Genomic DNA, 19,656 nt, shown 5'->3' with positions numbered 1-19,656 from the left:
CCACTCGCTGGCCGCGTCAACACATGCTCGCGTACGCGGGGTTGGCCCCGGGCGTCCGGATCGGGCTCCTCGTGGTCCTGCTCCTCTCTCGGGCGGAGATGGGCCGCCGTGGCGTGTCGTCCTCGAGAGCCCGACCGGGTGCTCTCCACACAGGCAGAAGTGAGCCGCGGATGTTCAGCGGGGCGCTAAACGACTCACGTGCTCTCCCGGCTGAACGGCACGCGCCACTGGCTTCCGGCACCCTCGGCTGCCCCGCCCTTCGTGGCTGAAGGGCGAGGGCATGACGGGGACCGCCGCCTCAACCCACCGGACCGTCCGCCCCGGCCTGCCCTGACCGAACAGAATCAATCAGCCACTATGCCTGATTATCCGGAAAACAGCGATCACTCCTCGCAATGAGCAGATATGGTCACGGGCAGGCGCTTTCGGGCTTCCTGCGCCGCATCTAGTCGACAGAGCCCTTCCCGGCGCATCTACGCCTGGAAGGCATCGACTGCTGCCCAGCACCAGGGCAACCGGCCACTCCGCTCCGCCTTCCCGCTGTCTCACTCTTGCCAGGAATCATGAACCATCACCGTAAAACCAGGATTGCAGCGTTAATTCTGACGTTGTCAGTTTTTCTCACCGGAGGGATGGGGGTCGCCTGGGCTTCTCCGACCCCACCACACGCAGCTCCGGCACTACTGATACCTCAATGCGAGAATCTACCGCTCGCGGAAAAGTTGAAGTGCGCCAAGCAGTACGCCACCACCCGGGCGGGCGCCGCAATCGCCCTCGTCATGTTCTATGCAGCAGAGCACGATTGGGATGCGGAGTCCGGGGACCTTCTCGTCAACTTAAAAAAGGAGATAGAGAAGGCCTCCTGGCTCAAGAAAGCCCAGGCCGATAAGGCCAAAGTGGTAGACCAAAAGACACAAGAGGAGTTCCTCAGAAGTCTGGCCTCGGAGCTGGCAGCCGCAAAGAAAGACTGGCCCGCCATTCAGCGAGAGGTGGAGAAGGGGAAAGAATACCTCCACGCCGTAGTTGAGGTTACCCGCTACCTCGCGATCCTGCTTAATGACGTTAACGAACTCATGTCGGATCCCGAAATCGATGCGGCGTTCAAAAAGATGAACTCCGGCTTCAACCAGATGGACAGCGCCCTGGACGGATTGAATTCAGCCGTAGCCGAGATGAATCGCAGCATCAATGAGATGAATGAGGGCGTCGCACAGATGAATCGCGCCCTCGACGGGATCAATGCGGCGCTCGACCGGGCCAATGCCGGCATAGACCAGGCCAACGCTGCTGTAGCCGGCATGAACAAGACCCTCAAAGCACTCAAATCTGAGATCGCCTCCGGAGCCCTGAACGCCTTCAAGGATCTTGACCTCAGCGGTGACCTTTTCGCGGGCACACGACACCCGAAGAGAACAAGGTGGTGCAGCAAATTGTGTCCGCTGCGCTCGACCTCCTACCCGGGGTCGGCGACGTCAAGGGCATAGCAGAGGCGATCACCGGCACGAATTCGGTGACCGGAGAAAAGATGTCCGGCTCCGAACGTCTTATTGGGTCGGTAATCCTCCTTCGCTGGATGAAAGCAGGAAAGGCAGCCATCAAGGCCGAAGAACTGACCGAGGCCATGAAGGTGGAAAAGGCCACCGGAAAGATCGACGGCTGGATGAGCCGCGAGGCTTACCGGAAGGTACCGGACTCACTGAAGGGGTACGAAACGTTCAACAACAAGGGGGTTGGGTACCGATGGAATGACGGTAAGGGTAACGGCGTCCGCATCGACAAGGGAGAAACCTCGAACTCGCAGGTGTATCAGCAGGTTGATCACGTGGTGATCAACTCTGGGGGTAAAATCATCGGCAGGAGCGGGAAGCCCATCGCGGGCTCCATCAAGGAGAACGCCCGCGAAGCTCACATCCCCGTGACCGAGTGGATCAAGTGGAAGGAATGGAACAAACCGTGAGCGGCGACATCGTGAAATTTCCGGAGATGCGACAAGAGATCATCTCGGCAGTGAAAGCGCTATCGGATTCCGACTACCAGCAGCGAGTCTGGATCGATCGGATCTACCCGCACGCCGACTTCTTCGACGACTTCACGCTGAACGTCAACACTCTCTACGACGACACCACGGTCCTCGATAACCCCGCCGCCGCACTGGGGCAAACGCTGGCTGACGCTGCCGAGGTCGAAGTGATGCAGTGCCTCGCCGACCGGCTCGACGAAATCCTGGACGCCATCGGCCGAGACGCCGACGACATCGCGTTCCTGCAATCACCACTGTGGAGCGGTGTAGTGACCGCGGCGCAGGAAGCACTTCGCGTCCTGGGCCACTAGGTGTATTGATCACGAGCGTTGTTAACAGCCGCCCGGCTTGATCAACGGCGAAGACCTCCGATGTGGTGGAGGTGTCTACGCTTCACCACACGGAGGTCTTCGTGTCCCACCGTAATGCCCGGCTGACCATTCACGGCAGGCGGCTGCTGGTCGAACGTGTCCGCTGCGGACGGCCCGTGGCCCACGTCGCCGCCGAAATGGGCATATCGCGGCCCACGGCCCACAAGTGGATGCGACGGTGGCTGGCAGAAGGCGACGTCGGCCTGCAAGACCGCTCCAGCCGACCGCACAGGACCCCACACCGCACGGCCCCTGACCTCGAAGACCGTGTCTGCACGCTGCGACAAACCCGCAAGCTGGGTCCGGCCAGGATCGGCCCGATCCTGGGCCTGCCGGCCTCGACCGTCCATCGGGTCCTGACCCGCCGTGGCCTGCACCGGCTGGCCTGGCTCGACCGGCCGACCGGCGAGCCGATCCGCCGCTACGAACGAGCCCGGCCCGGCGAGATGATCCACGTCGACATCAAGAAACTCGGCAACATCCCCGACGGCGGCGGCTGGCGCACGGTCGGCAGGACCGCGGGCGCCCACAACAAGCAGGCCACCACCGACCAGCGCAAGGGCCGCAAGCCGGTGATCGGCTACAGCTACATCCACTCCGCCGTCGACGACCACTCCCGCCTGGCCTACAGCGAAGTCCTCGTCGACGAACGCAAGGAAACCGCGAGCGCCTTCTGGTGCCGGGCCCAAGCCTTCTTCGCCTCGCACGGGATAACCGTCGAGCGCGTCCTGACCGACAACGGCTCCTGCTACAAGTCCAAGCTGTTCACGCGGACCCTCACCGCGGTCGGCATCGCCCACAAACGCATCCGGCCCTACCGGCCACAGACCAACGGCAAAGTGGAACGCTTCAACCGCACCCTGCTCGACGAATGGGCCTACAGCCGCCCCTACACCAGCAACACCGAACGCACGGAAGCCCTCGCAGGCTTCCTCCACACCTACAACCACCACCGCAGCCACACCGCACTCGGCGGCAAGCCACCCATCAGCCGTGTGAACAACGCTCCAGGTCAATACACCTAGTACTGCAACGGTGTTTGCCGTGACAGTTGGGCAGGCCGGTCGTTGGTCTGAGCATGGGTGGGGACCTTGCTGATGTCAGGGTGTGGGCCGGTGAACTGGACGCTGTGCATGAGCGGTTTGTGCATCGGTTTTCCAGGACGGAGCCACGGGAGTCGGCGCTTGCCTATATGCGGGGGCTGATTGCTCCGCTGGAGCGGAAGAACGGCTGGACGCTGGCTGAACAGGCCGGTCATGCAGCTCCGGACCGTATCCATCGGCTGCTGAACCGGATCGAGTGGGAAGCCGATGAGGTCCTCGACGATGTCCGCGACTACGTCGTCGAGAACCTCGGCGACCGCGAAGCCGTGCTCATCGTGGACGACACCGGCTTCCTCAAGAAAGGGACCCGTTCGGCAGGTGTCCAGCGTCAGTACTCCGGGACTGCCGGACGCACAGAGAACTGCCAGGTCGGAGTGTTCCTCGCCTATGCAGCCGGCGGCGGCCGGACACTGATCGACCGCAGGCTGTATCTGCCCGCATCCTGGACAGACGACCGCGAGAGATGCCGCCGGGCCGGTATCGACGACGAGGTCGGCTTCGAGACCAAGGTCGTCATGGCCAAGAAGATGGTCCGCCGTGCGATCGCGGACAAGATCCCGTTCCGGTGGGTGACCGCCGATGCCGCCTACGGCTTCAGCAAGGGCTGGCGCTCCGAACTGGAGCAGGCCGATGTCTTCCACGTCATGGCCACCACCCGCCACGACACCGTGGTCACCCGCTGGGCCCTGGACCATCCGGTTCAGGACCTGTTCACCGGTCTGCCACGGCAGAAGTGGAAACGCCGCTCCTGCGGACGCGGCGCCCACGGACCGCGGGTGTTCGACTGGGCGCGTGTCGAGGTCCGTCCCTGGCACCGCGAGGGCCGCCGCCACTGGGTCCTCGCACGTCGCAGTGTCCGCCGGCCCGAAGAGCTCTCCTACTACATCGCCTACTGCCCCTCCGGTGCCACCTTGGACGAGTTGATCCATATCGCCGGCAGCCGGTGGGCCGTCGAAGAATGCTTCCAGACGGCGAAGCAGGAGTGCGGCCTGGACGACTACCAAGTCCGCCGCTACCCAGGCTGGCACCGCCACATCACCCTGGCCATCGCTGCCCACGCCTGCCTGACCGTCCTGCGAGCCCGGGACCTCGATGCCGGGAAAGCAGAAACGGATCCTCCCAGCTCATCCACCTCAGCCTCGCCGAGATCAGACGCCTGATCACCCGCCTCACCGACCGCCAACCCACCCCCGTCGACTACATCCTGCACTGGTCACACTGGCGCCGAAAACGACAACACCAAGCCCGCATCAGTCACTACACACGACGCGGACACAGCCCATAGAACTGCCCAACCATCAGCACAAACACCGTTGCAGTACTAGGGCGCGTATCGAGTCGTGATCAATCTGTGTGATGTGCCTTCGTGGCAGGGTTCGGTCCGATAGACCGTCTTACGTGACGCGCGTACAACTGACCGACCCTGAGTGGGAGTTCATCGAGCCGTACCTGCCGATCGGCGAGTACGGCCCGTACCCCGCGCGGCTGCGGCAGCAGTTCGAGGGCGTGATCTGGCGGTTCAAGACGGGCGGGCAGTGGCGGGAGATGCCGACGGAGTTCGGCGCCTGGTCGACCGTCCACAACCGCTTCCGGCAGTGGCGTGACGCCGGTGTCTTCGAGGCTCTGCTGGAGGGCCTGATCGCGGAGGCCGCGAAGCGTGGTGATGTGGACCTGTCGCTGGTCAGCATCGACTCCACCACCGCCCGGGCTCACCATGACGCGGCGGGGATACACCTCGGCGAGGACGTCGTCACCGCCCTGGAGAAAGCTGCCGCCGAGGAGGAGAAGGCCAGGTCAAAAGGGGCGGCCTCGAAGAACAAAGCGGGCAGGAGCCCGAAAGCGACCCCGCGCGGGAAGAGCGACGACGCATCCGGCGGCGGCACAAACTCCGGCTGAAGGCCGCCCTCCTCGGACGCTCCAGGGGCGGGCAAACCAGCAAGGTCCACCTCGCCGCCGACTGCAAGTGCCGCCCACTGGCGTCATCCTGACCGCGGGCCAGGCAGCGGACAGTCCGCAGTTCATCCCCGTCCTGAAGAGGGTGCGGGTGCGCGGGCCTGTCGGCCGTCCCCGCACCCGGCCCGGCACGGTCGCCGGAGACAAGGCTTACTCGTCCCGCGGCAACCGCGCCCACCTGCGCAAACGCCGTATCAAGGCGGTGATCCCGGAGAAGAAGGACCAGGCCGCCAACCGGAAGAAGAAGGGCAGCGGGGGCGGCAGGCCCGTCAGCCACGACACCGAGCTCTACAAGGAACGGAACACCGTCGAACGCGCGATCAACAGGATGAAGGCATGGCGGGGCATAGCGACTCGCTACGACAAGACCCCAGGGAGCTTCCTCGCCGGCCTCCACCTGCGCGCCTCGATGATCTGGGTTACAGACCTCATCCGGAGCACCCGGTGATCACGACTCAATACGCGCCCTAGTACCCGAACTCCGGCCTTGGCCCTCGCAGTTCGCCGCGAGGGCCGAGGCAAGTCCCGCTACATTCCCCAGACCCATGTCGCACCCCCGGCCAGCCCGGCGTCACCGTCCGCACCTACGCTGGCCTACGCCGCGCTCCCCTGACTGGCGGCAGGTTCGATCCCGGCGCAGCCTGACCGCCCAAGGCTGTGCGGACGGCCTGCGGCCGTGAAGGCCAGCTCTGGACAAGACGGCTGCTCGTGCCTTCGTGGCCGCGGCCCTCGCCCTGCTGCCCCTCACCACAGCCACCCCCGCACACGCTGCCAAGACGCTCAGCCTCCACGCCGGCGTCGAAGCCCTCCCTCAGGCCGCTGAAGTGTGCGACGGATATGAGCGCACCAAGTTCGAGCACTGGATCGACGAGGACAAGGACGGCTGCAACACCCGAGCCGAAGCCCTCCTGGCCGAGGCCGTCACCGAGCCCTCGGTCGGCGCGGACTCCAAGATCACCGGCGGCGCCTGCTCGGAGCGGCGGCTGCGGCCAAGCCAACAGAGCCGCAGCCCTAAGGGCTGCATCAGTCAAGATCCGGACCATTCCCGGGCCAGCAGGCCCGGCAAGATCCCCACGACTGCCATACTCGCAGGTCAGCAAGCTGCTTGCGCTGTACCACCAGAAGACGAAGAACCTGCTGGTGAGCTACTCGCCGAAGAAGCTGGGGTTCTTCTAAGGGCGCGAAGAAAGGCGCCTGACCTGGTCTTTTGCCGGTCGGGCGCCTCCACTCAGCCCAGCTGGAGCGACGGCCGGTATAGGCCGTACATCCCAGTTTCTCCCACCGGTATCCCACTCTTGACCAGCGCTTCCGGACCAGTCACGGACCCGTCACGGACCAAACCGGCGCACATACCAGGCAGGTGCCGCGCACTGGCTGACGCGATCCGGCTCCTGCATGGACTGCTCGACGAGACCGCTGGCCTGTTCCCGGACGCCGTCCAGGAACGAGACAGGCACCGACTCCTACCGCCTCGCCGGCACACGAGCCCGAGCCGAGGAACCCGCCAAGGCAGGCTGACCCCAGCTTACGTTCCTCGATGGCCAGCCGTCCTGGCGGACGCCTGGCCATCCCGCGTTGCGGTGTCCTTGGAAGAGGTCTCAAGAATCGAGCACGGCGGCGACGGCCTCGATCTCGACGAGTTGGTCCTTGTAACCGAGCGCGGTGACGCCCATCAACGTGCTGGGGACGTCATGGTCGGCGAACGAGTCCCGGACTACTTGCCAGGCGGCCACCAGGTCCTCCCGCCGCGCCGATGCGACGAGAACCCGTGTGCTGATGACATCCTGGAGTGACGCGCCTGAGGCAGTAAGAGCGGCCTGCATGTTCTCGATGGCTCTCGCTGCTTGGCCTGCGTAGTCCCCGATCGCTGCTGTGGAGCCGTCATCGTTCAGCGGACACGCCCCTGCGAGGAAGATCAGGCGTGACTCGGCGGGTGCCGTGGCCGCGTAGGCGTACTCAGCGACGTCGGACAGGGCGGTGGAGCGAATCAAAGTGATGGCACGAGCCACGGTCGTGTGGTCCTTTCCCCTCGGGTGTTCAGCGCGGACATCCTGCCAACGGCCAGTTGGCTGCCGCCTTCCCTTTTCTCGCCGCCCCGCGAGACGCTGTCATTTCTGCTCGACATTCACGAACCACATCATCACCAACTGACTCCGGAACCAGTCGACAAACGCTGTTCCGAGACAAGAACGAAGCCATAGGCGGCGAAGTGACCGGCGTCCTCGACCAGAGTGAACTCCTTGACCGGAGCCTGGACGCCATCGAAGAAAACGCGGGCGCGAGCAGGTGTGTTCACCAGGTCGCGGGCACAGGGAGCGCTCGACAGCAGCGAGGAGGGCGACGAGGAGTGGGACCGCCTCACCACGCACCAACTCACCGTGCACGCCGACCGGTTCCCGGCCCTCGCCCGGGCCGTCACCGAGGGAGCCTTCATCCCCACCGATGACGCCCCCCTCGCCTTCGGCCTCGCCTGCGTACTCGACGGCATCCACGGGCTCGTGGAGCGCGCCGATTGTGCATAGGGCGTACCGATGAGCTGGTGTGCAGCTACGAATCGGGGCGCCGAGCCGGAGACGGGCCGGGGTCCGCCACCGTATGCCGTCTACCAGCAGCTGCTGAGCGGACCCACTGACCACATGTCAGATCCCTGCCACGAGCCTTGATCGTCCACACCCGAGATCTGCTTTCGCAACAGACCTAGCCGTGGCGCAGGGTCGTGTGCCGGAAGGCGTTCAGGTCGGCGGTGTCGGTCGGAGTGTCGGGGGTGGGGTGTCCGGCGGCGAGGGCGTCGAGGGTGCTGTAGGTGGTGCTGTAGGTGGTGCTGTCGAGTCCGAGGCGGTCTTCGACGGCGGTGTCGTCGAAGACGGCGGTCTGGAAGGGGCCCAGGCCCAGCGCGGTGGCTGCCAGGGCGAAGGTCTGCCCGAGGTGTCCGGCGTTCAGGTGGCTGGCCCGGTAGGCGCGGGGGTGCCGGTACTTCGCGCGCATACGTTCCCATGTGGCGACCACGAAGACGATGAAGGCCGCTTGGTCGATGCCCTCCTGGTGCGCGCACAGGGCCCCGGCTTCGGTGTGGGTGAAGCCTTCGCGCAGGAGCTCCAGACTGTGTTCGCGGGCGTTGTAGTGGAACAGACCGGCTGGGATGCCGGTGACGTTGGGGGCGGCGAGGTAGGCGTCGAGTTCTTGCCGGGCTCCACCGGAGGGGCTGGTGCGCCGGATGAGGGCGCCGTACTCGTAGCCGTCGATGAACTCGGCAGGGCCGAAGACGGTACCGAGCAGGACCGCGAGATCGTGCAGGCTCACCGGCTGGGCGCTGAAGGAGCGGTGCGTGCGCCTGCGGTAGAGGGTCTGCTCCAGCGGTGCGGACAGGCGAGGGTCCGGTATACGGGGCAGGAGGATGCGGTCGGCCTCGGGGTACTCGGTGAACAGCGCCGGACGCCCGTCGCGGGTGAGGTGCTGACGCAGCTCGGGGGTAGCGGTCTCGAAGGGGACATCGCGGGTGGCGTAGTGAAAGAAGGATGCTTCCGGTGACCAGGGTCCCCAGGCGTCCGCCAGGCGCTCGTCCTCTTCGGCCTCGGGGCTGCCTTCCTCGGCCAGCAGGCCGCATTCGAGGAGTGTTCCGGCGGCCTTCTCCACCGTCTCGGGATGCAGGTGGTCCAGAGCTTCGGCCGCTTGGGCGGGGGTGGTCCAGGTGTCGAAGGCGCTGAGGATTTCAGCGGTCGAGGGGTGCAGAGCGACTGGGACATGGTCCCGGTAGGCATGGGCGACAAAGTCCCCCCGGTGCCAGTAGCACGTCAAGCCTCTCAGTCACCGCAGCCGCACATCTACTCCTCTCGCTCACAGGACTGGTCCCAGATCTGCCCAAGGGCACGGGGCCGGCACCGGCAGATGCCGCGCCGGCCCCGCCCCCCTCGGGTCACTTGTAGAGGAGACCACCGGTGCGGCGCTCTTCCCGCTTGACGGGTACAGGCTTGATCTCGATCTCGCGCATGATGGACACCTCCTTCGGCCTTCTGTTCGTACGCAGCCTTAGCGCACGCATCACCTCCCAGGAAGCGAGGGAATAGCCCAACGGCCTGTCGGTGAACTGTGGTTGCCCGCAGACCGTCACCCACAGGACAACCCAGCGATCTTGGCTGCGAGGTACCGGGGGGGGAGGCGCGCCCGCGTCGCCATGTCGCCTCCGTGCCCGCCGCCAGGCTGCCCCGCCTGCCAGGCAGTTGAGCGGCGCCCCGCTACCGCCGCATGAGCCTCGCGATGAAGTTGTCCACGAACTTCTCAGCCTCTGCCTTCGTCACGTCTCGCACGTCGATGCGGTCCACCCACTCGACCCCGGCGTCCATCAGCAGGTTGGTCCGGCTGTGGTCGTCAGACGCCCGGCGCGGCCCCGCACAGTGGGGGCCATCCACCTCAATGACGCCCGTACGACCCTTGCAAGTGATCAAGAAATCAGGCTTGACCTCGGCGCCGCGCTCCAGCCGCTCCACGTGGGCCCTGGAGGCGGCTCGCCTCACTGCGTCAGGAATTCGGGAGGCCACGCAGGCCCATCCCGCCGACGGACCCGGCTTGCCAAGCCTATCGATATTCGATAGCTTTCCATCGTGATTCGATCAAGGGAGTGGCCTTGGGAAAGCTGACAGTGCTCGCGCTGCGCGCCGTGATGGTGGCACTGCACGCCGGGGCGGTGTTCGCCCAGGCGGTGATGGTGGCGATGCTGACGGGCGCCATGCAGGAGAGCACCCTTGTGGACCGCCGCACTCCGGTCCTCGTGATCACGGTCCTGGGCGTCGTGACGGTCCAGGTGGTCCTGGTCTGCGTGTGGCGGCTGGTGACGATGGTGCAATGCGGAACCGTGTTCTCCGACGCCGCATTCCGCTACGTCCATCTCGTGATCGGCGCGTTCGTGACGGCCTCACTCCTGGTGCTCGCGCTCGGAGCGGTCCTGGCGCCCGGCGAGGTCGTGCCCCCGGGCGTTGTGGCCCTGCTGGGCGGGGTCAGCCTGGCGATCTTCGGGAACGCACTCATCGTGCTCGTGCTGCGGATGCTGCTCGCACAAGCCGTCGCACGCGACGTCGAGGCGTCGCAGCTGGGGGCCGAGCTGGCCGAGGTGATCTGATGCCGATCACCGTCGACATCGACGTGATGCTGGCCAAGCGGAAGATGTCCGTGGGCGAACTGGCGGACCGCGTGGGGATCACTCCCGCCAACCTGGCGGTGCTCAAGAACGGCCGCGCCAAGGCGGTGCGCTTCACCACGCTCGCCGCGCTGTGCGAGGTGCTTGAGTGCCAGCCCGGAGACCTCCTGCGCTGGGCACCCGATACCCCCGGGGACGGGGACAAGGCTGCGCACGAATCCGGAGCATCCTTACCGGCCGGCTCCCCGCCGCGGTGACCGCAGTCGCGGTAGCCGGCCGCCTGCACACGATCACGAGGCGCGTCGCCCTCGACCATCCCTGCCGCGCGCCCCGTTCCGCCTGATCTTCAGCAAGCTCCCGAGTGACGACCTGACGACGACGTCCGCACACCTCATCCCGGCCGGGCCCGACCGTACCGCCCGTCGCCAGTCGGCGCCCGCCGCGCGCCGCACGCACCGATGACGGACTCCACAACGAACAGAGCAGACATGACGACAGCACGCCTCTCCTACCGCCTCGGGGGCACCGACAGTGCCGATGTACTGGTGGTCGGGGCCGGTCTGGCCGGACTCAACACCGCCACACTCCTCGCCCGACAAGGCCACGACGTGCTCCTGGTCGAACGCCGAACGAACCTTGCCGGCGCGATCCGCACCACAGGAATCTTCGTACGGAAGACACTCGACGACTTCCCGCTGCCCCCCGACTGCCTCGGACCACCGATCCGACGTGTGGTCCTCTACCCCCCTGACCTGCGCCGCCCGGTCAGCCTCACCAGCCCCCGCGACGAATACCGGGTGGGCGACATGGGAGCACTCTACGAAGCGACGGCCGCCACCGCGGTCGACGCCGGCGTACGCATCGCACTGGGCACGCGCTACACCGGTCGAGCGGGCAACACCTTCCACCTGGCCGGTCGCGACGGACCGGCCACGGTCCGGGCCCGCTTCGTCGTCGGCGCCGACGGGGCCCGCTCAAGAGTCGCCCGCGACCTCGCTCTCGACCGCAACCACCACCTGATCGTCGGCGCCGAAGAGGTCTTCGAACTCCCCGGAAGCGATCAGCCACCGACGTTCCACTGCGTGCTCGACCCCTCACTCGCCCCCGGCTACCTGGCCTGGGTGATCAACGACGGGCAACACGCCCACGTCGGAGTCGCAGGCTACGCCGACCGCTATCCGGACGGTCTTCGCCGTGCGATGGAGCAGTTCAGCGCCTCAGCGCCCGGACTGACCGGCATCGAACGTCCCGAGAAGGTGGAGCGGCGCGCAGGTCCCATTCCCGTCGGCGGCCTGCTGCGCCGGATCAGCTGCGCCGACGGGCTCCTCGTGGGAGATGCGGCAGGCGCGGTCTCCCCGCTCACCGCCGGCGGCCTGGACCCGTGCCTACGGCAGTCGCAGCTCGCAGCCGAGGTCCTCCACGACGCACTGCGCACCGGAAACCCGGACATGATGACCCACTACGACGGAGCCGCGCTCCGCCCCCACTTCCGCGGACGACTCATGCTGCGCCGGGCACTGGCCCAGGTACGGACGCCTGCCACAGCAGCAGCGGGATTCACCCTGCTACGCACACCGTTCGGCCGGGCCGCGGCAAGCCGAGTCCTCTTCGGCGACAGATCCTTCCCCGACCCCACACCCAAGCGAACTCACTGACTGAGAGGCCACGTTATGCCCACATTCCCCATACCCGCCGCCACGAAGCTCGTCACGACGATGGCGGGGCTGGCTGTCGCCTGCGGACTCCTCACGGCTTGCGGTGCCAAGAGTCCCGACGTGACGTACAAGGCCTGGATCGAAGGAGGCAACCTGCAATCCGTCAGGCACGACTACGTCGATGGCCTCAACGGCGCGGTGAGCGTGCCGGCCAAGGTGAGCGGAGCCAAATGGAGCACCCAGGAGGACGGCGGCCACACTCCGCGCCTCAAGGTCGTACCTACTGGCAAAGGCGTGGCGCACTGCCTCCTGCAGGAAGGCGACCGCGTTCTGGACCAGCAGAAGGGAGCAGCAGGCCGGCCGGTGACATGCTCCGCCCAGCGGTAGCGCACGGCCCCCGCCGCTTTCCCACCGTGCACAAATAGTCCGTTCAGATCCATTCCGACCATCATGAGCAACCGTGAAGGCGAGCGGCTGCGCGGATGGATCGCCGATGTCTGCGCCGACGAGCAGTGCGGCCTGGCCTCCTAGCGCCACCGCGCTGCTCAGCGGTGACTGCGGCCCTCTACCTCAACCTCTTCAGCCATCGCCGGCTGTCCGATGTGCTCCACGGCCGGCAGCCCGTCGCCGTGGATAAGTTCGGCTCCCGCTCACCTGCTGCGTGACGAAGGTGAAGCTGGTGCGCGGGAATCACTGTGAGGGATGTGACCGCGGCTACGGAGCCGAGTACCTGATGCCACTGCGCACAACGAGCCTACGCAACGGACACGCGCCAAGCCATAGGTTCCCCGTCTTGTTTTGAAAGGCAGCTTTCCACGCTCCGTGCGGCCGCATTGCACGCCCAGCTTGCCGGCTTCTTGGCCGTCGGCGCAGTGGGCAGTGGGCAGTGGTGAAGACCTTGTTGACCGAGGCCGGAAGCCAACGCCGACGTGCAACTTACCGATCCGCGCCCTGTTCAAGGATGGTCACCTGACAGGGCGCGGTCGGCCATGTGATTCTGATCCGTCGACCATGGCGGAGTCCGGAGCGGTGCCGGCGAATGCAAGGCACCACGAGGCGCCTGATGGGGTGGCGATTTCGCTCGGCGGGATCACCGTCAACATTCGATAGGGGTACGGATACGCCCCGCCCGCCACGGTGTGGACCGTGACCGGCCCCCGCACACAGCATCGAGGTCCTGGCCACGACGTACCTGCCCAACGACGGCACCACAGCGAGCACCCCGTACCCATGGGCAGGCGTGGTCGACCACGACCCGCAGAACATCACCCTCAGCAACGGCCAGTACTGGCTGATCGACGCCGGCGGCATCTGACCAACCGAACCACCTGGGTCCAGAAGGCGGGAAGACCGAGTATCGAATCGGGTATTCCTACTCTGGTGCGCATGAGTGCCGCAGCGCTACATTCAGCCCGCTGACCTGCGGTCGATGTCCGGAAATCCTGGAAAGACCCTCCGCGGTCCCTTGCGCTCACCGGCGCAGCAGCCGTGACAGCACCTCCGCAGCGCCACGCATCTGAGCGCCCGAGTAGTGCGGGTTCCACCCCACCCGGGACCGAATGGTGCGTGGACGGCGCCGCCAGGACGGAAACGTCTCAGCCTATTCCCGCATTAGCCCATTCATCCAATCCGAGTGGAAAAGGCAAGGGTTATGCCCGCACTCAGCCAACACAGCCTTCCGGCGCGCACAGCAGCCAGAACACTGGCCGCACTTGTCGCCGCTCTAGGGGTCGCCATCGCCCCGCTCCCTGCTACATCCGCTCACGCGGACAGTGGAACGAGTAAGCCCAATGCCATCATCAGCGCCAGGGACAATGGCGACTTGAGCTTCGATCCCATGTCGGGAGACTGGTCCAAGCTCGCCCCTACGTGGATGATTAAGGATGAGCCGGATCTATCCATTGATTCGACTCCCGACGGATCGTTCAACTTGCGAAGCAAATTCGGCGGTTGTCTTGCCGAACAATCTGATACGCGCGTCTCCCTTCCCTCTACATGCCCGACGTCCGGAACATGGACTCTGCAGCCGGCGAACGACGGATCAAACTACTTCCTGATCCGCCATGCCGGGGACAACAAGTGCCTCACTCAACTCGACCTGAAAAACTCGGGCGAGGTGGAACTGAGCACATGCGACGGCGGCAGTACGAAGCAGCAGTGGTCCATCACCACTACCGACGGCACAGCGCTGCCTAACCTGACGAACGGCGCTGCGGTCGATCTGGGCAGCAACAAGATCACCGTCTGCAACTGGGGAGGTTACGCGGCCAGGGCAACCATCGACTACCAGATCAAGGAGAACGCCGCCGACGACACCGTGACCAAGGGGCACTACCCCATCGAATCCTTCCCGGTCCAACAGTGCAGGACGGCAACCCTCCCGGCCGGCAAGATAGTCGCCACGGTAACGCTGCGCAGGTACACCGGCTACAAATTGGGTGCCTACGCCTTCGCCGACGGCGACCAGGGCTCGTGGGCCAGCGACGCGAACGACAAGATCACGGGCGTCTACACCCTCGGAGGTGTTCACACGAACGCCACCTACAACATGTACGGCACGAGCTGCGACTCATCGTCCGGTTTCGAGCAGGCCAGCGACAGCCAGGTGGTTTCGACGAATCAGCAAGACCAGGTGGGATGTAGCGATGGCACCAGCTACACGAGCACCATTATGAATGCGGTCAGCACGGCTGCGAGTCAACTCATAAACCTCGTCTTTGCCCTGACCTTCCGGTAATTGATCCAGGACGGCCCGGCACAACTCGGAAACCCCCGCGGACACAGTGCGGCCCCGACTCCGGCATCCGGATCGGGGCCGTGCTGGTGAGGCACTCCCTGGACGACTCGCCCCGTTTGAAGTGGACCGTCGATCAGCGCAGGACGCCGTGCGGCCAACTGCGGCTGCGTGTTCACCTGGCGGGTGAGAGCCCGAGTTGGCGCGGCTGGGCGGATGAGTCGGCGGGTGCGGTGGAGTCGGGTGTTCTCCGACGGCTCGGTGGGGTGCCGCCGGAGGGGCTCAGTCCGGCTTCGGCAGGGATCGCAGGCGTCGCATCTGGGCGTGACTGAGGTCGTACGCCCGTCGCATATGGCGGGTGATCACCTCCAGCTCGCCTTCGCTGTGGTCGTCGAGCAGCGACTGCCACGCCGGGCCGAGGTCGTCCCACACCGCGGTGACGCGGGCGATGCGATCGGGCACCGGCGTGACCAGCACCCGGCGTCGATCCTGCCGGTCGGGCGCGCGAACCACATAGCCACCGCGCTCCAGCCGGTCCACCAGTCGCGTGGCCGAGCCCGTGGTCAGACCCGTCATCTCGGCGATCTGCTTGACCGTGCGCGGCCCGGGCTCGGCCGTCAGCAGGCTCAGACACTGCACGTCGGTCGGGTGCAGCCCGAGATGATCGGCTACGGCCTGGTTGAACAGCACATACGCCGCCAGGTAGCGGCGCGACTCCATTGACAACTCCTCGCACAGCCGTGCCCGGCGCGAGCCGCCTGCCATCTGAGTCACACTCCAAATCGCTGCGCCACGCAGCAGTCTCCCGTAATATTCACTGCGCGACGCAGTGAGTGCGCCGCGCATCGATACTACTCGCCGGCCTGCTGGAGGAACCATGCTCACCGTCGCCGTCACCGGAGTTACCGGAGCCCAGGGCGGAGCCACCGCCCGTGCTCTGCTGGCCGCGGGTCACCACGTGCGCGCGCTCACCCGCCGCCCCGACTCGCCCGCCGCCGACGCCCTGCGGGGTCTGGGAGCCGACGTGCGCCACGCCGACTTCGACGACCGCGCCTCCCTCGATGCCGCGTTCTCCGGGGCGGACTCCCTCTTCGCGGTCACCACCCCGTTCGGCACCGACACCACCACCGAAGCCCGGCAAGGCAAGGCCCTCGTCGACGCCGCGGCAGCCGCCCGCCTCGGGCACATCGTCCTCACCTCCGCCGCCCACGCCGACCGCGGCACCGCGGTCCCGCACTACCGGAGCAAGTACCTGGTCGAGCAGTACCTCCACACAGCCGACGTGCCCTGGACCGTGATCGCCCCGGCGGCATTCATGGACAACTACGCCGGCGGCTGGACCCTCGACGGGCTGCGCGACAACACCTTCGCCTGGCCCATGCCCGCCGACCGGCCCCTCACGCTCATCCCCGCCGCCGACATCGGCGCATTCGCCGCACTGGTCCTCCAGCGCCGCGACGAGTTCGCCGGCCTTCGCATCGACATCGCCTCCGACGAGTGCACCCCCAGACAGATCGCCGAGATCCTTGCGGCAGCCACCGGCCGGCCGATCGCCCACCAGCAGGTCCCGCTGGCCCATGTCCGTACCCGATCCGCCGACCTGGCCGCCATGTTCGAGTACTTCACCACCGTCGGCCTCGATGTCGACGTCGCCGGGCTGCGGCGCGACTACCCCGAAGTCGGCTGGCACAGCTTCGCCGACTGGGCCGCCGGCCAGAAGTGGCCCGCACTCCTGACCCTCACCCCGGCAAATCAGTGAGATCCCTACCAAAAGCGCGCACCCCGCCCTGCCCCTGAAGGAGCATCACCGTGAAGCCCATCGGCTACTGGCTCAACCGTACGGACAAGGCCCTTACCCGCTACATGAACGACATGCTGGCGGGGTTCGGGCTCACACGGACCGCCTGGCAGGTCCTCAACGTCATCCACGAGACCCCTCGGGTCGCCGACACGGAAGTGGTGTCCGCTCTCTCCGCCAACGCCGACGTCCCCACGCTGACCGCCGCCATTGACGCCGTGCTCGTCGATGGCTGGGCGACCCGTCCCGCACCGGACCAGCTCTCCCTCACCCCCGATGGCCGTCAGCGCCTGGCCCGTGTCGCCGAGCGCGTCGACGCGTTCCGCACACTCTCCACCGCCGGCATCTCCCAGGACGAGTACGGCACGGCCGTCCACGTCCTCGAGCGCATGACCCGCAATCTCGAAACAGCGATGTGCCTTTGACCACTACAGCCCTCAGGGCCTGTTCCCCGGCTTCATGCTCTCCGGTGGCCCCCACCGCACACTCGCCATGCACTTCGGGCGCAGCGTCGTCCACGAGACCGGACTGCACGGCGTACGGCTGCGGCTGGACGAGATCGTCACGCTCTGGCACGCCTCCGGCAACCGGGACGAACGGGGCTTCGCGCGGCCGGGGGAGTTCGACCTCGGCCGCGCCCCCAACAAACACCTGGCCTTCGGCTACGGCCCGCACTTCTGCGTCGGCTCGTACCTGGCCAAGGTGGAGATCGCCGAACTGCTGCTCGCTCTGCGGGACTTCACCACCGGATTCGAGCAGACCGACGAGGCACTGCGTATCCGGTCCAACTTCCTGACCGGGTTCTCCACCCTGCCGGTGCGGTTCGGCCCGATCACCGTGGGCTGAAAGAGGCCGGCTGATGGGCGGCACCCCCTTCGCCGGCGGCGAGGCCGGCCGGCAGGTGGTGGCGAACGCCGGCCGGCGACAGACCCTGTCGCTCGCCACCGGAACCGCTCAGTTACGCGCCTTTCTGGCGGTCGCCGAATACAAACACTTCACCCAAGCCGCAAGCGCCCTCAAGATTTCCCAGTCGTCGCTCAGCCGGACCATCGCGGCATTGGAACGCTGCCTGGGCCAACGGCTGGTCATAAGAAGCCGGCATGTCATCCGGCTCTCCGACGCAGGCGAGCTCTTCCTCCCCTACGCGGACAGCGCGGTGGCCGCCGCGGCAGAGGCGTTCGAGAAGGCCCATGCCCTGCGATTACCGCTGCGTGTCGGTTTCACGTGGAACGCCCTGGGCGAGGACACCGGCCCCTTGGTCAACCGGTTCGAGACTGAGCACCCCGGCGCAACCGTGCACCTGCAACGCTGCGACGACGCCCCTCTCGCCGGCCTCGCCGACGGGCGCTCCCACCTCGCTATCCTGCGCTCCGCCCCCGACGGGGACATCGACTTCTTCCGTTTCCGCGACGAAAACCGCGTAGCGGCCCTGCCCCTCGGCCACCCCCTCGCCAGGCAGGGAACGGCCACACTGGCCCAGACCCGGAACGACCCCCTCGTCGTCAACATCATCTCGGGCAGTGGCACACCTGAGCTATGGAGCACAACGCCGCCCGGACGTCGAATAGTTGAGGTCAACAACGTCGACGAATGGCTGGAGGCCGTCGCCGCGGGCCGAGGCATCGGGGTCTCCACCTCTTCCACCGCGACCCTCCACCGTCACCCCGGTGTGATCTACGTTCCCCTGAAGGACGCCGACCCCGTCAGCGTCCTCATCGCATGGCGGAGCTTGGACTCCCACCCGCACACCGCACACTTCGTCGCGGCCGCGAAACGCTGGAGCCGGTCCCGAGCGCACGCCTGACCGACTGTGGAGTGAGGTGCCCGGAACCTACCGGAGGCCGTTCCAGGCCCGCGGAACGGCCAAGCCGGGAGGGCAGACCGCCCCAGCCGCCCCAGCCGCCCCAAGCACCCCACCCCCAACTACACCGCGTCGCCCCCGTGATGGAGGAACGGGTCATCCGCCCGCGACGGGAGCACCGGATCGGCCCCTCGCCGAGGGTGTGGGCGACGGAACGCAGTGGATCTCCTTCCGGGGCCGCTACGCCAGGGGCACGGACCGGATCGCGGAGATGTCGAACTGCAGCCGGACCCTCTCGCTCACCATGGCACCGCCCGCTTCCAGGCGCTGGTTGTAGACCAAGCCCCACTCGGTGCGGTCGATGGTGGTGGTGGCGTCAAAACCGGCCCGCTCATAGCCGAACGGGTCCAGGACCGAGCCGAGGTAGGCGAGTTGCAGCTCGACCGGCCGGGTGACGTCGCGGATGGTCAGATCCCCTGTCATACGGAAGTTCTCTGCGCCCTCGTGGGTGGTGGAGGTGCTGCGGAACATCATCTCCGGGTAGCGGTTCGCGTCGAAGAAGTCGGTGCCTATGAGGTGTGCGTCCCGTTGTTCTACGCCCGTGTCGACGCTGGCGACCCTGATGACGAGTTCGGCCCGGGAGCGGGCAGGCTGAGCTCCGTCGAAATACAGTGCGCTGTCGTAATCGGCGAAAGCGCCCCGCACCGTCGTGACCATCGCGTGTCGCACGGAGAATCCGATACGACTGTGCGGGCGGTCGATGGTCCATTCTCCGGTCAGCGCACGAAGTGCGGGGTCGAGCTCGACCCCGGTGGTCTCGGCCGCCGGGAAAGGCGTACGGGGGCCCACAGCCTGCGTCGGCTCGGTAGTCGCGCTCTGGCGACGGCTGAAGATGCCCATGCGGACGTAGCCTCCCTTGAATCGGATCACTCTGTGCTATCACGGCGCAGTCTGCCGCTACCCGGCGAGATGGGCGGCCGCGTCCGGATTCCATGCCCCCGACGGCAAAGCTGCACAGGATCGACACGAAGAGGGGAGGCGCCGGCGCAGCCCACGACCTGCTGGATGACCACCCGGTGCCGCCAATCCA

At 66.5% G+C, this 19,656-nt stretch carries 22 protein-coding genes and 1 pseudogene; 16 read left to right on the top strand and 7 right to left on the bottom strand.

The annotated features are described in order from the left end of the window. Window positions 1-563 precede the first annotated feature (563 nt). From D9V36_RS37915 to D9V36_RS37890, 6 genes and pseudogenes are all read left to right on the top strand, one after another. Complete coding sequence (locus D9V36_RS37915) at window positions 564-1,484, top strand: hypothetical protein (RefSeq protein ID WP_129297754.1); 921 nt, start codon at window positions 564-566, stop codon at window positions 1,482-1,484. Continuing rightward, window positions 1,418-1,957 carry a pre-toxin TG domain-containing protein gene (locus D9V36_RS37910; protein WP_129297753.1) on the top strand — a complete coding sequence of 180 codons (540 nt, stop codon included), beginning with the start codon at window positions 1,418-1,420 and terminating at the stop codon, window positions 1,955-1,957. Before D9V36_RS37915 ends, D9V36_RS37910 begins: the two co-directional genes overlap by 67 nt. After that, window positions 1,954-2,331: an SCO4402 family protein gene (locus tag D9V36_RS37905; RefSeq protein WP_129297752.1), complete on the top strand. Its 378-nt coding sequence runs from the start codon at window positions 1,954-1,956 to the stop codon at window positions 2,329-2,331. The genes D9V36_RS37910 and D9V36_RS37905 overlap by 4 nt, the downstream gene beginning before the upstream one ends. A gap of 101 nt (window positions 2,332-2,432) precedes the next feature. After that, a complete protein-coding gene (locus D9V36_RS37900; RefSeq protein WP_129297751.1) occupies window positions 2,433-3,416 on the top strand; it encodes an IS481 family transposase in 984 nt (327 codons plus the stop codon). A 53-nt stretch (window positions 3,417-3,469) separates the two neighbouring features. Further along, window positions 3,470-4,654: an IS701 family transposase gene (locus tag D9V36_RS37895; protein WP_129293096.1), complete on the top strand. Its 1,185-nt coding sequence runs from the start codon at window positions 3,470-3,472 to the stop codon at window positions 4,652-4,654. Window positions 4,655-4,892: 238 nt separating this feature from the next. Then, window positions 4,893-5,895: pseudogene (locus tag D9V36_RS37890) on the top strand (IS5 family transposase). A gap of 880 nt (window positions 5,896-6,775) precedes the next feature. Here the strand turns inward: D9V36_RS37890 and D9V36_RS42745 are convergent. Further along, window positions 6,776-6,904 (bottom strand): hypothetical protein, encoded by a 129-nt coding sequence (locus D9V36_RS42745; RefSeq protein ID WP_277753553.1) that lies wholly within the window; start codon window positions 6,902-6,904, stop codon window positions 6,776-6,778. Between the two features lie 141 nt (window positions 6,905-7,045). Beyond that, complete coding sequence (locus tag D9V36_RS37885; RefSeq protein ID WP_129297750.1) at window positions 7,046-7,456, bottom strand: RidA family protein; 411 nt, start codon at window positions 7,454-7,456, stop codon at window positions 7,046-7,048. A gap of 279 nt (window positions 7,457-7,735) precedes the next feature. Here D9V36_RS37885 and D9V36_RS37880 point away from each other — a divergent pair, with 279 nt between their 5' ends. Then, complete coding sequence (locus D9V36_RS37880) at window positions 7,736-7,969, top strand: hypothetical protein (RefSeq protein ID WP_129297749.1); 234 nt, start codon at window positions 7,736-7,738, stop codon at window positions 7,967-7,969. A 175-nt stretch (window positions 7,970-8,144) separates the two neighbouring features. Here D9V36_RS37880 and D9V36_RS37875 read toward each other — a convergent pair whose 3' ends face one another. The 3 genes from D9V36_RS37875 to D9V36_RS37870 form a co-directional block, all read right to left on the bottom strand. Beyond that, a complete protein-coding gene (locus D9V36_RS37875; RefSeq protein ID WP_164993107.1) occupies window positions 8,145-9,242 on the bottom strand; it encodes a SagB/ThcOx family dehydrogenase in 1,098 nt (365 codons plus the stop codon). Between the two features lie 118 nt (window positions 9,243-9,360). Next, complete coding sequence (locus tag D9V36_RS41265; protein ID WP_164993106.1) at window positions 9,361-9,516, bottom strand: hypothetical protein; 156 nt, start codon at window positions 9,514-9,516, stop codon at window positions 9,361-9,363. Between the two features lie 163 nt (window positions 9,517-9,679). Continuing rightward, window positions 9,680-9,931 (bottom strand): hypothetical protein, encoded by a 252-nt coding sequence (locus D9V36_RS37870; RefSeq protein WP_206739778.1) that lies wholly within the window; start codon window positions 9,929-9,931, stop codon window positions 9,680-9,682. Between the two features lie 137 nt (window positions 9,932-10,068). On the opposite strand from D9V36_RS37870, the gene D9V36_RS37865 reads away from it, so the two are divergent. The 5 genes from D9V36_RS37865 (at window position 10,069) to D9V36_RS37845 (ending at window position 14,970) form a co-directional block, all read left to right on the top strand. Then, window positions 10,069-10,560, top strand: a complete 492-nt coding sequence (locus D9V36_RS37865) for a DUF2975 domain-containing protein (RefSeq protein WP_129297747.1) — start codon at window positions 10,069-10,071, stop codon at window positions 10,558-10,560. Further along, entirely contained in the window at window positions 10,560-10,835 is a 276-nt protein-coding gene (locus D9V36_RS37860) for a helix-turn-helix domain-containing protein (RefSeq protein ID WP_129297746.1), read from the top strand. Before D9V36_RS37865 ends, D9V36_RS37860 begins: the two co-directional genes overlap by 1 nt. Before the next feature lie 231 nt (window positions 10,836-11,066). Next, the gene (locus tag D9V36_RS37855; RefSeq protein ID WP_129297745.1) at window positions 11,067-12,233 is read left to right on the top strand and encodes an FAD-dependent oxidoreductase; all 1,167 of its coding nucleotides are present in this window, start codon (window positions 11,067-11,069) and stop codon (window positions 12,231-12,233) included. Window positions 12,234-12,248: 15 nt separating this feature from the next. Further along, entirely contained in the window at window positions 12,249-12,620 is a 372-nt protein-coding gene (locus D9V36_RS37850) for a hypothetical protein (protein ID WP_164993105.1), read from the top strand. A gap of 1,435 nt (window positions 12,621-14,055) precedes the next feature. Next, window positions 14,056-14,970 (top strand): RICIN domain-containing protein, encoded by a 915-nt coding sequence (locus tag D9V36_RS37845; RefSeq protein WP_164993104.1) that lies wholly within the window; start codon window positions 14,056-14,058, stop codon window positions 14,968-14,970. A gap of 279 nt (window positions 14,971-15,249) precedes the next feature. Here the strand turns inward: D9V36_RS37845 and D9V36_RS37840 are convergent, their stop codons facing one another. Continuing rightward, a complete protein-coding gene (locus tag D9V36_RS37840) occupies window positions 15,250-15,687 on the bottom strand; it encodes a MarR family winged helix-turn-helix transcriptional regulator (RefSeq protein ID WP_241721201.1) in 438 nt (145 codons plus the stop codon). Window positions 15,688-15,844: 157 nt separating this feature from the next. Between D9V36_RS37840 and D9V36_RS37835 the strand changes: the two genes are divergently transcribed. Genes D9V36_RS37835 through D9V36_RS37820 form a run of 4 tightly spaced genes read left to right on the top strand, consistent with a single transcriptional unit; the run spans window position 15,845 to window position 18,569 of the window. After that, window positions 15,845-16,726, top strand: a complete 882-nt coding sequence (locus tag D9V36_RS37835; RefSeq protein WP_129297741.1) for an NmrA/HSCARG family protein — start codon at window positions 15,845-15,847, stop codon at window positions 16,724-16,726. Window positions 16,727-16,776: 50 nt separating this feature from the next. After that, window positions 16,777-17,190, top strand: coding sequence for a MarR family winged helix-turn-helix transcriptional regulator (locus D9V36_RS37830; RefSeq protein ID WP_129297740.1), 414 nt, complete (start codon window positions 16,777-16,779; stop codon window positions 17,188-17,190). 34 nt (window positions 17,191-17,224) lie between these two features. Further along, entirely contained in the window at window positions 17,225-17,611 is a 387-nt protein-coding gene (locus D9V36_RS37825; RefSeq protein WP_129297739.1) for a cytochrome P450, read from the top strand. A 13-nt stretch (window positions 17,612-17,624) separates the two neighbouring features. Next, window positions 17,625-18,569, top strand: coding sequence for a LysR family transcriptional regulator (locus tag D9V36_RS37820; RefSeq protein ID WP_129297738.1), 945 nt, complete (start codon window positions 17,625-17,627; stop codon window positions 18,567-18,569). Window positions 18,570-18,806: 237 nt separating this feature from the next. Here D9V36_RS37820 and D9V36_RS37815 read toward each other — a convergent pair whose 3' ends face one another. Further along, complete coding sequence (locus D9V36_RS37815; RefSeq protein WP_129297737.1) at window positions 18,807-19,466, bottom strand: YceI family protein; 660 nt, start codon at window positions 19,464-19,466, stop codon at window positions 18,807-18,809. Window positions 19,467-19,656: the final 190 nt, after the last annotated feature.

It is taken from the genome of Streptomyces lydicus (assembly GCF_004125265.1).
Taxonomy (GTDB): Bacteria; Actinomycetota; Actinomycetes; order Streptomycetales; family Streptomycetaceae; genus Streptomyces; species Streptomyces lydicus_C.
Note: the sequence above shows the minus strand (reverse complement) of the source record. Positions and strands in the feature narration are given on the sequence as shown.

Excerpts from the sequence above, each read along its gene's own strand:
- D9V36_RS37850 (WP_164993105.1), top strand. The coding sequence starts at position 12,249 with ATGCCCACATTCCCCATACCCGCCGCCACGAAGCTCGTCACGACGATG.
- D9V36_RS37815 (WP_129297737.1), bottom strand. The coding sequence starts at position 19,466 with ATGGGCATCTTCAGCCGTCGCCAGAGCGCGACTACCGAGCCGACGCAG.
- D9V36_RS37840 (WP_241721201.1), bottom strand. The coding sequence starts at position 15,687 with ATGGAGTCGCGCCGCTACCTGGCGGCGTATGTGCTGTTCAACCAGGCC.
- D9V36_RS37895 (WP_129293096.1), top strand. The coding sequence starts at position 3,470 with ATGGGTGGGGACCTTGCTGATGTCAGGGTGTGGGCCGGTGAACTGGAC.
- D9V36_RS37860 (WP_129297746.1), top strand. The coding sequence starts at position 10,560 with ATGCCGATCACCGTCGACATCGACGTGATGCTGGCCAAGCGGAAGATG.
- D9V36_RS37855 (WP_129297745.1), top strand. The coding sequence starts at position 11,067 with ATGACGACAGCACGCCTCTCCTACCGCCTCGGGGGCACCGACAGTGCC.
- D9V36_RS37835 (WP_129297741.1), top strand. The coding sequence starts at position 15,845 with ATGCTCACCGTCGCCGTCACCGGAGTTACCGGAGCCCAGGGCGGAGCC.
- D9V36_RS37825 (WP_129297739.1), top strand. The coding sequence starts at position 17,225 with ATGCTCTCCGGTGGCCCCCACCGCACACTCGCCATGCACTTCGGGCGC.
- D9V36_RS37915 (WP_129297754.1), top strand. The coding sequence starts at position 564 with ATGAACCATCACCGTAAAACCAGGATTGCAGCGTTAATTCTGACGTTG.
- D9V36_RS37820 (WP_129297738.1), top strand. The coding sequence starts at position 17,625 with ATGGGCGGCACCCCCTTCGCCGGCGGCGAGGCCGGCCGGCAGGTGGTG.